The following is a 12827-nucleotide window of genomic DNA, read 5'->3' on the forward strand; positions in this document are numbered from 1 at the left end:
TCGTGACCGACGGCGGCCGATGCCGCGAGGCCCCGAGCGCGCCGCCCCAGCCCGCCGCGCCGCAGCCGCAGCGACGTCGTGACGCCGTGTCAGCGGAGCGCGAGGTCGGCCGAATCCTCCAGCCAGTCGGCGAAGCTCAGGGTGCCGCGGTCCGCTCCTGGGCCCGGCAGGCCGAGGCCCGCCCGCATGGCCTTCATCTGCGCCCCGGGGAGGGAGACCGAGGGGACCCATCCTCGATGTCCGGCCCGGCGGGCATAGGCCTTCACCATCTGGTCGAGTCGCTCCTCCCGCGGCCCGGCGAGGTCGGCCACGCGGCCGCGCGCAGGGCCGGTCGCGAGCTGCGCCAGGCGGGCTCCCACCTCCCGGGCGGCGATCGGCTGCACCCGCGCCCGCGGGGCCACATGAAGCGGGCCCAGCGTCGCGCGGTCGTACAGCTGCGCGGCGAACTCGTGGAACTGCGTGGCGCGCAGGATCGTCCAGGGCACGTCCCCCGCTTCGACCAGCCGCTCCTGCGCCAGCTTGCCGGCGTAGTAGTCGTGCGGCATGCGCTCGATCCCGACGATCGACAGCACGACCAGCCGTGCGATGCCCAGCCGCTGCGCCGCGTCGAGAAGGCTGCCGGTGGCGGCGTGGAAGAACCGGGTCGCCGCCTCGGCCGACAGCGCGGACACGTTCGCGACGTCCACGATCGCCTCGACCCCCTCGAGCGCGGCGGTGAGCCCCGAGCCGGTGGTGAGATCCGTCCCCCTGCTGCGGCTGAGCACGACGGGCTCGTGGCCGTCGCTCCTCAGCGCGTCGACGACGTGGACGCCCACGGTCCCGGTGCCTCCGGCGACTGCGATCCTCATGACATGTCTCCTCTCGTCCCGCGCGGTCGACGGGAACCTCTCGCCTCTTCGACGACGCAGCACGACAGAATGTGACATGTCGCGCCGCAGACCCGCGTGAGGAGGACGGATGCCGCCCATCGACGTCGACGGCGAGCGGGGGAACCTGCTCGCCGTGTGCTACCGGATGCTGGGCACGGTCGCCGACGCCGAGGACGCGGTGCAGGAGACGTACGTCCGCTGGCTGCGGCTGCCCGAGGAGGATCGCGCCGCGATCCGCAACCCCGGAGCGTGGCTGACGCGCGTCGCGGGCCGCGTCTGCCTCGACATGCTGGGGTCGGCGCGCGCCCGGCGTGAGCGCTACGTGGGGGAGTGGCTTCCCGAACCGGTTCCGGAGGACTCGCCGGTCGCGGCATCCGTCCCCGTCGATCCGGCCGACCGCGTCGCGCTCGACGACTCGGTCTCACTGGCGCTGCTGGTCGTCCTCGAGTCCCTCACGCCCGCCGAGCGGGTTGCGTTCGTGCTGCACGACGTCTTCGGCGTGCCGTTCGACGAGATCGCCGCGACGCTCGGCAGGAGCAGCGCCGCGGTCCGCCGGCTGGCCCTGCACGCACGGCGGAGGGTGCAGGAGCGGCGCGCCGGAGACGCCTCGCGCGCGGAGCACGATGCCGTCGCGCGGGCCTTCGCCGCCGCGACCACCACCGGCGACCTCGACGCGCTCGTCTCGGTGCTCGATCCCGGCGTGGTGCTGCGCTCCGACGGCGGCGGGCGCGCCTCGGCGGCGCTGCGGCCCGTCGCAAGCGCCGATCGCGTGGCGCGGTTCCTCCTCGGGCTGCCGCGTCTCGAGCCGGACGCCGTCCTCCACGCGGTCCAGACGCCCGACGGCCTCGGATTCCTGGCGACGCTCCGCGACGAGCCGAGCGCACACTTCACGCTCCGGGTGCGCGACGGCCGCATCACGGACGTCTACATCATGCGCAACCCCGACAAGCTCACGCAGTGGTCGTGAGGCGGCGGCCGGCCCTCGGTTAGCGTGGAGGGCATGGCGACCCCCACCGGCTCCACTGCGTTCGCTTCGCTGACCGACTACATCGCACTGCCGAGGGTCGAGGGCATCGCTCTCTCGCCCGACGGCGCGACCGCCGTGCTCACGGTGGCCGCGCTGAAGAAGGACGGCGTCGGCTACGAGCGGGCCCTGTGGGCGGTGCCCGCGACGGGCGGAGGAACGCCCCGCAGGCTGACCAGATCTGCCAAGGGCGAGGCGGGCGCCGCGTTCACCGCGAGCGGCGACATCCTCTTCGTGTCGGCGCGGCCCGACTCCGAAGGCGACGCCGACGACGAGTCGGGTCAGCTGTGGCTGCTTCCGGCCGCGGGCGGCGAAGCCCGGCCGGTCACGCGGCTCGCGGGCGGCGTCGACGGCATCGCGGCGACGGCCGAGGCGTCCGACGTGGTCGTCCTCTCGGCATCGCTCCTGCCGGGCGGGGACACGCTCGAGAGCGAGGCGGCGCTGCGCGCCCGGCGCAAGGAGAAGAAGGTCTCGGCGATCCTGCACGACGCGTACCCGGTGCGCTTCTGGGACCACGATCTCGGACCCGCCGAACCGCACCTGCTCGCCGTCGACACGGGCGCCCTCGAAGACACGATCGCCGCCGCGGTGGCCGAGTCCGCCGCCGAGGAGGAGGAGCAGGCGGATGCCGCGGCCGGCGACGGCAGGGCTGCCCCGGCGAGCTCCGCCGGCACGCCCTACCCCGCCACGCTGCCCCGCCCGCGCGATCTCACGCCGCGGCCGGGCCGCTCCGCCGACCACGCGGAGGCCGCGCTCACCCCGGACGGCGCCACGCTGATCGTCTCGCTCGAGCACCGCGAGCAGCGGGCGGGACGCCGCGTCATCGTGGCGATCGACACGGCGACGGGGGAGCGGCGCACGCTGTTCGACGAGATCGGCGTCGACTACGAGATGCCCGCGGTGAGCCATGACGGCAGCCGGATCGCGTACCTCCGCACGGTGAAGTCGACGCCCGACGCCCCCACCGACTACGAGGTCTGGACCGCACGCATCGACGGCGCCGGCGCCCGTCGCGTGGTCGCCGACTGGGATCGCTGGGCTTCGTCGCTGGCCTTCGACGCCGGCGACGCCGCCCTCATCGCGACCGCCGATGACGACGGCCGCGGACCGGTGTGGCGTCTCCCTCTCGACGGCGGCTCGGCCCAGAAGCTCACCGCCGACGACTTCGCGTACTCGAACGTCGCCGTCGACGGCCGCACCGGCGACCTCGTCGCCCTTCGCTCGTCGTGGGTGGTGCCGCCCCACCCCGTGCGCATCGCGCGGGACGGCGACGTGACCCCCCTCGCGACACCGGCCGCGGCGCCCGTCGCACCCGGGTCGATCACCGAGGTCGAGACCACGGCCGAGGACGGCGCGCGCGTGCGAGGCTGGCTGCTGCTGCCCGACGGCGCGTCCGCGGATGCCCCGGCGCCACTGCTGCTGTGGATCCACGGCGGCCCGCTCAACAGCTGGAACGCGTGGAGCTGGCGCTGGGCGCCGCTGCTCGCCGTCGCCCGCGGCTACGCCGTGCTGCTGCCCGATCCGGCGCTGTCGACCGGTTACGGCCTGGACTTCATCGCGCGCGGCTGGAACAGCTGGGGCGGCAAGCCCTACACCGACCTGCTGTCGATCACGGCGGCAGTGGAGTCCCGCGACGACATCGACCAGACCCGCACCGCCGCGATGGGCGGTTCCTTCGGGGGCTACATGGCGAACTGGGTGGCCGGCCACACCGACCGCTTCCGGGCGATCGTCACGCACGCGAGCCTGTGGGCACTCGACCAGTTCGCCGGCACGACCGACAACTCCGAGTACTGGCAGCGGATCTTCACGAGCGAGGCGATGGAGCAGAACTCGCCGCACCGGTTCGTGCGCGACATCCGCACACCCCTCCTGGTCGTCCACGGAGACAAGGACTACCGCGTGCCGCTCGGCGAGAGCCTGCGCCTGTGGTCCGACCTGGCCGAGCACCACGCGGACGAGGACGGCCGCATGCCGCACCGCTTCCTGTACTTCCCCGACGAGAACCACTGGGTCCTGAAACCGCAGCACGCCGTGATCTGGTACGAGACGGTGTTCGCGTTCCTCGCCGAGCAGCTGCGGGGCGAGGAGTTCCAGCGGCCCGAGCTTCTGGGGTAGGCGCCGGGTCAGTGCGGGGCGTGGTACTCCATCTCGGCGCGCTTCCAGTAGCCCTTCACGATCATCTGCTCCGGCGCGAGGCTCCACCGGTCCAGCAGCAGCGCGCGCCCGGGCTTGACGATCGACTGCTCCGCCGCGACGAAGCCGAACACCGACCCCGTCGGCCGGTCCTCGGCCGTCAGCGCGTCGAGCCGGGCGGCGAGAGCGACGCCGGCGGGACCGGTGCCGCGGTGCACCTGCTCGACGCGGACGCCGGCCGGAGCATCGATGGGCAGCGCGTGCGCGGCATCCGTCACCTCCACGTGGATGCTGCCGACGGCGTCGGCGTCCATCGCCTGAGCGAAGCGGCGCATCGCCGGCACGGCGGTCTCGTCGCCGGCGAGGAGCCACGCGTCGGGACGGCCGGTCAGCACCTTCGAGCCTCGCGGGCCGCCGACACCGGCGACGGCACCCACGGGGGCGGTCGCCGCCCACGCCGCGGCGACCCCCGCGGTCCCGTCGGCGGGGTCACCGTGGATGGCGAACTCGATCTCGAGCCAGTCCTCGCCCCACGCGAGCGGCGTGTACTCCCGGTTCGGCGCGGCGCGAAGCTCCTCGACGGTCTCCGGGGCGCCCTCGGGGAAGAAGAGGCGGAGGTGGTCGTCGGCGCCGAGCGACCGGAAGCCCGTCAGCTCCGGGCCCTGCAGCCGGACGCGCACGTACGAGGGGGTGAGCCATTCGCGGGCAGCCAACGTGGCGCGGCGGAAGCGCAGCTCGAGTCCGGTGGGCTCGAGCCTGAACGAAGTTCGGTTGTCCATGCAGGCGAGGCTAGCCTGACTGTGCTCAGGCTCGGTGTTGATAGGGTGCGCCCCAGCGGCCGGCGGTGCTCGCGCGCCCGATCAGGACACGTGACGGATTTCGCAGTCGCTGCCGGGCGACAGGATCGCCTCGTGCCCGTCGTCGTAGCGAACCACCAGCAGCGGGTTCTCCTGGCTGCCTCGCACCTCTATCACCTCGCCGGCGCGCTCCACCGCTCCGACGACGCGGCCATGGATGACCACGCGGTCCCCGACGCTCGCTTGCATGTGGACCACCTCCTGGCGCACACGATACGACGGGCGGGCAGCGAGGGGTAGAGCCGACGCTGCGTCCGGTCAGAGGCGCGCCCCGTCGTCGTCGCGATCCTCCAGACCGACGCTGCGACCCCGCCACGACTCGTAGGCCATCAGCCACCCGATCGACACGGCCGCGGCAAGCAGGACGCCCAGCAGCACGTTCCCCCAGATCAGCCCGAACATGATCCCGAGGGTGAACATGAGGGCGGTGCCGAGCGCCCATCCGGAGTGTCCGCGGGTCCAGCCCTTGCGCGTCGTCGCCATGCCGAAAGCCTAGAGCGCGGCCGGGCCTGCGGCCCACGCCGATCGCGCCTCGGTAGGTTGGACAGAACGCCCCCACATGGAACGGATGCCATGACCCTCAACGTCAGCCCGCTCACCCTCGGCACCTCGGGCCTCGGACGCGACACCGCGCCCGGCTCGCCCGAAGAGGAGGCCGCCGTCGCGTTCGCCGAGCAGCTCTTCGCAGGCACGCACGCCTTCGTCGACACGTCCAACAACTACGCCGGAGGCCGGAGCGAGGCGGTGCTCGGGCTCGCCATCGCGCGGACCGGCCCGGATGCCGCCACCCGGGTCATCTCCAAGGTCGACTGCGATCCCGAGACGGGGGCCTTCGATCGCGAGCGGGTGCTGCGGTCGTTCGACGAGACGACGGCGCGCCTGGGCGTGGACCGCCTGCCGCTCCTGCACCTGCACGACCCGTACACCGTGACCTTCGACGAGGCGATGGCACGCGGCGGGGCCGTGGAGGGCCTCATCGAGCTGCGGGAGTCCGGTCGCGTCGACGCGATCGGCGTCGCGGCGGGGCCCGCCCCCATGATGGCCCGCTACGTGGGCACCGGGGTCTTCGACGCGGTGCTGGTCCACAACCGGTTCACGGTCGTGGACCAGTCGGCCGCACCGGTGTTCGCCGACGCGCGGGAGCGGGGCATGACGGTGTTCAACGCGGCGCCGTTCGGCGCCGGGATCCTCGCGACCGGCGCCCGGGAGGGGGCGATGTACGGCTACCGCCCGGCACCGCCTGCTCTGCAGGACTGGGTGGCTCGCCTCGAGCAGGTGTGCGCGGCGCACGGCGTGGCTCTTCCCGCGGTCGCGCTGCACTTCTCGCTGCGCTCGCCGCTGGTCGACTCGACGATCGTCGGCATCTCGTCGGCTCGCCGGCTCGCGCAGCTCGACGAGCTCGCCGCCACGCCGATCCCCGACGAGGTGTGGACCCAGCTGGACGCGCTCGGGCCGGCTCCGTCACCGGTCGACGACAGCGAATACGCCTGACGCGACGGCGGCGGGCGCTCACTGCTGAGGAGCGTTGACCGCCACCATCCAGTCGATCCCGAAGCGGTCGGTGAGCATGCCGAACCGCCCGCCCCACGGCGGCGTGTCGAACGGCATCGTCACGGTGCCCCCGTCGGCCAGCTTGTCCCAGAAGCCCTGCAGCGGCGCCTCATCGTCGCCGCTCACCGACACCGACACGCCGGCCGGCTGCTGCCACGTCATGCCGGTCGGGGTGTCGGCGGCCATGAGCACGAAGCCGTCCGGGGTGGTGAGCTGGGAGTGCATGACCAGGTCGGCCTCTGCCGGGTCCTGCACCATGCCCTCGAACTGACCGAAGGTCGAGATGTCGAGCTCGCCCCCGAAGACGCTCTGATAGAACGTCATCGCCTCGCGGGCCTGGTTCTTGAACGAGAGATACGGGTTGAGGCTGGGCATGTCGAACTCCTGAAGACGGATGGTGGATGCCGCGCCCGGCCGCGTGGCGCGTCCCAGTGTCGTCCGGGCCTCCGACATCGGCAAGAGGGTCTCCGGGCGATGCGCCTGCGTGCCGGGCCGGGCCTGCGTCGGTCAGCGGTCGCGGTGGTCCTCCGGGTGCAGCCGCGGACCGCGTCGCGGTTCGCGCACGCCGCTCGCGCCGATGAGGCGGATCACGCGCTGGCGGTGGCCAGGCCAGGCGGCCAGCAGCTGCAGCATCCCGTCATCGTCGACGCGGTGCCCGGTCAGCGCGTAGCCGACCTCGTGCGCGACGTGGAAGTCGCCGACGCTCACGGCATCGGGGTCGCCGAGCGCCCGGATGCGCGTCTCGGCGGAGGTCCACGGGCCGATCCCGGCCTGGCTGAGGAGCACACGGTCGACGGCCTCGCCGTCCTCTGCGCTCAGCACGGCGCGCACGAGCGCGTCGCCGCGGCGGGCGGCGCGCACCACGGTCTTCGACTGCGGCGGCTCGAGCCCCGCGCGGTGCCAGACCCAGGACGGGACGTGCTGCCAGCCGTCGATGGTGGGAGGTGCGAACATCGGCACCGGCGTCGGCCCGGGCGCGCGCTCGCCGCACCACGTCACGATGCGGCGCCACGCGCCGAACGCCTGCATGCCGGTCACCTTCTGCTCGAAGATCGCGCCGGCCAGCGCGTCGAAGACGAGCCCCGTGCGGGAGAGCCGCAGGCCCGGGTTGCGGTGGTGGGCGTCGGCGATCAGCGGATGCCGCGCCGCGTCGAAGCCGGTGACATCGTCGTCGGCGCCGCACAGCGCCGGCAGCTGAGCAAGCGCCCACTCCCGACCGGGGCCCCATGCCGCTCCTCGGACGACGCCGGGGTGGGTCTCGCGGATCGCGAGGGTCGCGACGCCGGCCGGAGTCCGGCTCGCCCGCCAGATGACGGCGCCGGAGACCGTCATCGTCGGGTCAGCAGCCCCGCGCCGCTGGAAGAGCACTGTGCGACGCAGGTCGAGAGGCTGACGGGGGCGGTACTCCGTCTCGAGCGGCCGCCCGTGATCGGGGCGCGGATCGCGAGGCTCGGCGCGCGTCGCGGAGCGCCCGGCATCCCTCGTCCGGGGAGTGCGCGAGAGCGACGTGGCCATGCCGCCCACCCTACGCCCCCGCCTCCGACACGCTGTCGGAGCGCGATTCAGAAGCGGTCGGGCGAAGGCGTGCCGTGACCGTAGCGGATGACGACGTCTGCGTGACGGTCGAAGCGGTAGCCCACCCCGCGGACGGTGCGCACGATGTCCTCGTAGCGCCCGAGCTTCGCGCGGAGGCGGCGCACGTGCACGTCGATCGTGCGCTCGCCCGGGGCGTCGTCGTCGGAGGTCCCCTGCCAGAGCGAGGTGACGAGCTCGGTGCGCTCGATGGTGCGGCCCTCGCGGAGCACGAGGTACTGCAGCAGCTCGAACTCCTTGAAGGTGAACGCGGCCGACTCGCCGTCGATGAGCACGCGCTTGCGCGAGATGTCGACGACGACGCCGCCGGCGGCGATCTCCTCGTCCTCGGGCTCGTCCTGCTTCGTGCGCGCCACGGCGGACGGCTCGTGCAGGGCCAGCCGCACGACGTCCACGTCGCGGCCGCCGGAGCCGACGGGCGCGAGGGCCACGGTGGCGTACGTCTCGGCGGAAGGCGCGAGGTCGGCCAGGGTGCGTCGCAGTGCGTCGACGAGCACGCCGAGGCTCACTCCCGACGCAGCGGCCTTCGCTTCGTCGATTCCGACGTAGAGGGCGAAGCCGCGGGGCGCGGTGCCGGCGGGCAGGGCACGCGCGGCCGGCTGGGCCGGCTCCGGCGCGGGCGGCTGGACGCCGACCGGGCGGTCGACGGCGCGGAGGTGGCGGACGGGAGCGGTGGCGGGGCGGTCGAGGAGAGCGGTGTTCGACATGATGATGGTCCTTGCGGGAGGAACCCGGGGGCGGAGCCGGGTTGGTGTGTGCTGCGGCCCATGTCGTCGGAGGCGAGGGCCGTCGGCCGGGTGATGGCCTGTTGCCCGACGCTGGGCGATGTGCGAAGCGGATCCGGGTGCGCGTGATCGACGCACGAAACCGGTGCTTCGGGGGACTCCGTGCGATCCGTTTTCAGAAGCGGAGGAGGAGTCCGACGGGGGTCACCGTGCTAGTGGCACATTCGACAACACATGACAATGCGGCCGGCCATCATCATGCCGGCAGTCCTGTTCGCCTCCCGGGCGGACAGATACAGCGCGTTGTCAGTCATGTGGCCGATTATGACGGAGTTTGTCGGAAAACGTCAAATCGCACGGATGTCGAGGCTTGATCATGAAGGAATGTGACAGATTGCTCAGTCTGACGCGAGCGCCGGGCAGGCTCCCGGGCGGCGCCGTCCCTGAAGGCCGGCAGGACGCCTGCTCAAGGAATGCCGCGACATCGCCAGGTCAGCCGCCCCGCCCGAGCCCGCGGGCGTAGCCTGTGCGGGTGACCGAGCTCCGCTTCACCAAAGAGACCGACTCCTCGCGCTACACGCTGCACCGGGGCGAGGATCTGGTCAGCGTGCTGGATTACCGCGACGACGGACGCACGGTGGCCATGACACGCGCCTACACAGTGCCGACGTTCCGGGGCCACGGCTATGCCGGCGAGCTCGTCGGCCGGGCCGTGCAGGAGCTCGAGCAGACGGGCGACCGGAAGATCGTGCCCGTCTGCTGGTACGTCGCCGACTGGTTCGAGGAGAACCCGGCGCACCGCGGGATGCTGCAGTCCCGCTCCTGACGCGCGTCCCGACGCCCGCCCATCTTGTCAACCCCATGACGCCCCGCGGCGGGCGGGGGATGCTGGGGAAGGACGAGAGGAGCGCGACATGGAGCGCGATCGGTCGGATCAGGACCTTCCCGAAGGCGTCATCGACGCGGACCCGCAAGGCGGCTGGGATCAGGTGGACGACGTCGAGTCGCGGGAGCGCAGCGCCGCAGTTTCTGAGGGCGACCTGCTGACGGACGCCGCCCTCGCGCCGGACGATCCCGTCGAGGGCGAGGCGGCCCGCCAGGGCGCCGACCCCGATCTCGCGTCCGATGCACAGCGTGGAGAGGAGCCCTGAGATGAGCACGACAGGCAATGAGTACGAGCAGCCCGGTGTGAACCAGCCCGATCGCGGCGACGCCGCGGGGGCGGAAGGGACCCCGGCGCCCCACGAGCCGACGCGTGACGAGCAGCCGGAGGCGCCGCCCGCCCTGGGCGAGCCCGCCCCCGACTCCAAGCCCGCCGGCACCTGGACCGAGGCGCCCGAGCAGGGCGGCGCGGGCGCCGCGGCGCCCCCGCCCCCGACGAGTGCGCCGGATCAGAGCGGCGACACCGGCCGTGCGGATGCAGCCGACGCGGGGTCGGCCGAGCAGGCAGCGGCCACCGCGGCGCCCGCCGAGCCGGCGCAGGGCGCAGCCGCGACCGTGCCGTCGGATGGCGCGCTGAGCGGCGAGCCGAGTCATGAGGCGGTCGGCATCGGCGTCATCGACGGCGGGGATCATCACGGCCACGACGGCGGCCGTGACACGCTCACGGTCAGCGAGGCCCAGCGCACGCCGGGAGCGCTCGGTGCGGAGCAGGAGCAGCGGCTGCCCGCGATGGCGCAGAACAACGCCTCCGACGTCGACAAGGTCTCCGGGATCGTCGCGCAGACGCGCTCCGACGTCGGTGCCGAGCCGCTCGAGCGCATCGCGGAGGTGCTGCGGCAGCGGCTCACGCAGTCCGGCATCGACCTGCCCGAGCACGACGTCGAGGAGCTGGCGCGGCAGGTGTCCACCGGCGATGCGGATACCCCCGCCCAATCGGGGCGCGAAGACTCGCGCTGAGTTCCGCGATCCGGCGGCGGCGACGGACCGCTCGGCCCTAGGCTGAGCGCGTGCCCATGGAGGACGTGTTCACCGTCGTCGCCGTCGGCTTCGAGGCGATCGGGGCCGGCGCGATGATCGTCGGCTTCGTCATCGCGCTCGTGCTGAGCATGAGGTCCCTCGGCCGGCACGAGGGCGGGCGCACCGCGTTCACCGTGCTGCGGACGACCCTGGGCGGCGCCATCCTCCTCGGGCTCGAGGTGCTGGTCGCCGCGGATCTCATCCGCACGATCACGTCCAAGCCCTCGCTCGAGGAGGCGGCGATCCTGGGTCTCATCGTCCTCATCCGGACGATCCTGTCGATCTCCATCCAGATCGAGATCGAGGGCACCCTGCCCTGGCGTCGCGCGATCCTCCGCAGCGGCGGTCAGGTCGTCGGCGACGCCGTCGCGCGGGACCGCGCTGCGAGCCAGGCCGCCGGCACCGCCGCGCCCGAGCCAGGCCCGCGCTGAGCGCGGCCGCTCACACGGCTGACACGCGCGGCCGGCCGCGGATGATCAGGCGGGTGCGCACGCAGGGGTGCACTCGGCGCCGTTGTGCAGGCCGATCGGGCGTGCCCACGGCGCGCGCTGCGCGCGGGCCGGCGCGGGCACGACGGCCCGCGTCGCGGGGTGCGGCGCCCGCGCGGAGGTCCGCTCACGGATCGAGGCGAGCAGCGCGCGGTCGCGTTCCCGCGCCCAGGTGTCGTGACGGTATTGGTGCTCGGCGGCATAGACAGCGAACATGGTTTCCTCCGTTGGTTCCGACAGAGTGAACCTACGCCGGGGGTCGGACATTGCCGGGTCGGCCGCACATGGCAGGAATCCACCGCCACCAGGCAGTCCCGCCACTGCGGATCACCCCTCCCGGGCGAACTCGCGGATGAGGCGGGCGGCGGAGGAGGCATCCCGGATCATCGTCTCGTGACCGTGCCCGGGCACCTCGCGCAGCCGGCCGTCGGGGAGGGTGTCGGCGATCCTCCGGCACCACTGCGGCGGAGCGACGAGGTCGTGCTCGCCGCGCAGCACCAGCGCCGGCACGCCGGCGCGGGCGAGGACGTCCTCCGGGCGATGCACGAGCATGGCGCGGAACTTCGCGCGCAGGTGCGGTCCGGCGCGCACGTACTCGCGCGCGCCACGCGCGATCACCCGCGGGCTCTCGATCGCGATGTCGCGCAGCAGGCGCCAGAGCTGGCGCGGGGCGCTGCGGGCCGCGGGGTCGACGGTCGGTCCCACCAGGACGATGCGCTCGGCCACGCGGGGGTGCCGGACTGCGACCTCGAGCGCGATCTGGGCTCCCATCGAGTGGCCGATGACGACCGCGGGCCGGCCCACCCGCGCGCGCAGATACGCCGCGACCAGGTCGGCGGTGCGCTCGATGGTGAGCACGCGGCGGGGCTCGGGAGCCTCCCCGTACCCCGGCAGGTCGAGCATGATCACCTCGCCGTCCCGGAGGTGGTGTGCCAGATCGTCGAAAACGCTGCGCCCCATTCCGATCCCGTGCACCAGGACGTACAGCGGCGTGCCGCTGCCACGCCGCTCGGCGACGATCGACGCGCCGGCGTACGCGAACTCCTCCACTGTCGCCATCGATCAGGCGGCGCCGCTCTGGTCCCGCAGTCCCACCCGATCGGGGATGTCGAACTGCACGCGGGGGAGCCATGCCGACGGATCGGGCCACGGCCGTGACGCGGGCAGGCTGCGCAGCCGCGCCCGCAGGGCCGCCCCCGACGCTTCGACCGGCAGCACCCGCGACGGGGCACGATGCGCGAGCGCGCCCAGCCACCAGTGCCGCCACGTCCCCTCGATCGCCTCGGGGCCGGCGACCACGTAGTAGTCCGGCATGACCGCCTCGCCCGAGGCGAAGAGGTCGAGCAGCGCCCCCACCTCCGTCTCGAGCGACCCGAGCGTCGAGCGCTCCTCGTAGAGCTCGACCCACGCCGATGCCACGTGCTCGAGGGGATCTGCGTCGTGCACGACGTAGGGCATCGACACCGACGCGACGAGGTGCGCCGCGACGGCCGGCTCGGCCTCGCGCAGCGACAGCGCGACCAGGGCCGGCACATCGGCCAAGCCGGTCAGCAGCTCGTCGCTGTCGGCGCCGACGAGTGCCACGACGGTCGATCGTGGAGCGGTGTCTGCGGTCAGCGCCATGC

General features: G+C 73.4%; 17 protein-coding genes. 7 read left to right on the top strand and 10 right to left on the bottom strand.

What is annotated here, in order from left to right:
• Positions 1 to 89 precede the first annotated feature (89 nt).
• Positions 90 to 848, bottom strand: a complete 759-nt coding sequence (locus ACZBH1_RS10135) for an SDR family oxidoreductase (protein WP_336394722.1) — start codon at positions 846 to 848, stop codon at positions 90 to 92.
• A gap of 109 nt (positions 849 to 957) precedes the next feature.
• Here ACZBH1_RS10135 and sigJ point away from each other — a divergent pair, with 109 nt between their 5' ends.
• Positions 958 to 1836: an RNA polymerase sigma factor SigJ gene (gene sigJ, locus ACZBH1_RS10140; RefSeq protein ID WP_463646304.1), complete on the top strand. Its 879-nt coding sequence runs from the start codon at positions 958 to 960 to the stop codon at positions 1834 to 1836.
• Between the two features lie 33 nt (positions 1837 to 1869).
• Positions 1870 to 4011, top strand: coding sequence for a S9 family peptidase (locus tag ACZBH1_RS10145; protein WP_463646305.1), 2142 nt, complete (start codon positions 1870 to 1872; stop codon positions 4009 to 4011).
• A gap of 8 nt (positions 4012 to 4019) precedes the next feature.
• Here the strand turns inward: ACZBH1_RS10145 and ACZBH1_RS10150 are convergent, their stop codons facing one another.
• The 3 genes from ACZBH1_RS10150 to ACZBH1_RS10160 form a co-directional block, all read right to left on the bottom strand.
• On the bottom strand, positions 4020 to 4808 hold the full coding sequence (locus ACZBH1_RS10150; RefSeq protein ID WP_463646306.1) for a siderophore-interacting protein: 789 nt from the start codon (positions 4806 to 4808) through the stop codon (positions 4020 to 4022).
• A gap of 81 nt (positions 4809 to 4889) precedes the next feature.
• Positions 4890 to 5075, bottom strand: coding sequence for a DUF1918 domain-containing protein (locus tag ACZBH1_RS10155; RefSeq protein WP_336394726.1), 186 nt, complete (start codon positions 5073 to 5075; stop codon positions 4890 to 4892).
• Between the two features lie 69 nt (positions 5076 to 5144).
• The gene (locus tag ACZBH1_RS10160; protein WP_336394727.1) at positions 5145 to 5369 is read right to left on the bottom strand and encodes a hypothetical protein; all 225 of its coding nucleotides are present in this window, start codon (positions 5367 to 5369) and stop codon (positions 5145 to 5147) included.
• Between the two features lie 90 nt (positions 5370 to 5459).
• On the opposite strand from ACZBH1_RS10160, the gene ACZBH1_RS10165 reads away from it, so the two are divergent.
• Positions 5460 to 6377 (top strand): aldo/keto reductase, encoded by a 918-nt coding sequence (locus tag ACZBH1_RS10165; protein WP_463646307.1) that lies wholly within the window; start codon positions 5460 to 5462, stop codon positions 6375 to 6377.
• An 18-nt stretch (positions 6378 to 6395) separates the two neighbouring features.
• On the opposite strand, the gene ACZBH1_RS10170 is transcribed toward ACZBH1_RS10165, so the two are convergent.
• From ACZBH1_RS10170 to ACZBH1_RS10180, 3 genes are all read right to left on the bottom strand, one after another.
• Complete coding sequence (locus tag ACZBH1_RS10170; RefSeq protein WP_336395054.1) at positions 6396 to 6812, bottom strand: VOC family protein; 417 nt, start codon at positions 6810 to 6812, stop codon at positions 6396 to 6398.
• Between the two features lie 132 nt (positions 6813 to 6944).
• Positions 6945 to 7952, bottom strand: coding sequence for a DNA-3-methyladenine glycosylase family protein (locus ACZBH1_RS10175; RefSeq protein ID WP_463646308.1), 1008 nt, complete (start codon positions 7950 to 7952; stop codon positions 6945 to 6947).
• A 47-nt stretch (positions 7953 to 7999) separates the two neighbouring features.
• Entirely contained in the window at positions 8000 to 8737 is a 738-nt protein-coding gene (locus ACZBH1_RS10180; RefSeq protein ID WP_336394730.1) for a winged helix-turn-helix domain-containing protein, read from the bottom strand.
• Positions 8738 to 9287: 550 nt separating this feature from the next.
• Here ACZBH1_RS10180 and ACZBH1_RS10185 point away from each other — a divergent pair.
• The 4 genes from ACZBH1_RS10185 to ACZBH1_RS10200 all read left to right on the top strand — a co-directional run bounded on the left by ACZBH1_RS10185 (position 9288) and on the right by ACZBH1_RS10200 (position 11145).
• Positions 9288 to 9581, top strand: coding sequence for a GNAT family N-acetyltransferase (locus ACZBH1_RS10185; RefSeq protein WP_336394731.1), 294 nt, complete (start codon positions 9288 to 9290; stop codon positions 9579 to 9581).
• A gap of 88 nt (positions 9582 to 9669) precedes the next feature.
• Entirely contained in the window at positions 9670 to 9906 is a 237-nt protein-coding gene (locus ACZBH1_RS10190; protein ID WP_336394732.1) for a hypothetical protein, read from the top strand.
• 1 nt (position 9907) lies between these two features.
• Positions 9908 to 10654 (top strand): hypothetical protein, encoded by a 747-nt coding sequence (locus ACZBH1_RS10195; protein ID WP_452324691.1) that lies wholly within the window; start codon positions 9908 to 9910, stop codon positions 10652 to 10654.
• 56 nt (positions 10655 to 10710) lie between these two features.
• Positions 10711 to 11145, top strand: a complete 435-nt coding sequence (locus ACZBH1_RS10200; RefSeq protein WP_452324778.1) for a DUF1622 domain-containing protein — start codon at positions 10711 to 10713, stop codon at positions 11143 to 11145.
• A 45-nt stretch (positions 11146 to 11190) separates the two neighbouring features.
• On the opposite strand, the gene ACZBH1_RS10205 is transcribed toward ACZBH1_RS10200, so the two are convergent.
• The 3 genes from ACZBH1_RS10205 to ACZBH1_RS10215 form a co-directional block, all read right to left on the bottom strand.
• Positions 11191 to 11418, bottom strand: coding sequence for a hypothetical protein (locus ACZBH1_RS10205; RefSeq protein ID WP_336394734.1), 228 nt, complete (start codon positions 11416 to 11418; stop codon positions 11191 to 11193).
• Between the two features lie 111 nt (positions 11419 to 11529).
• Entirely contained in the window at positions 11530 to 12261 is a 732-nt protein-coding gene (locus ACZBH1_RS10210; protein WP_336394735.1) for an alpha/beta fold hydrolase, read from the bottom strand.
• Positions 12262 to 12264: 3 nt separating this feature from the next.
• Positions 12265 to 12825 (bottom strand): hypothetical protein, encoded by a 561-nt coding sequence (locus ACZBH1_RS10215; RefSeq protein ID WP_336394736.1) that lies wholly within the window; start codon positions 12823 to 12825, stop codon positions 12265 to 12267.
• Positions 12826 to 12827: the final 2 nt, after the last annotated feature.

It is taken from the genome of Microbacterium sp. ZXT2-5, from assembly GCF_055329545.1.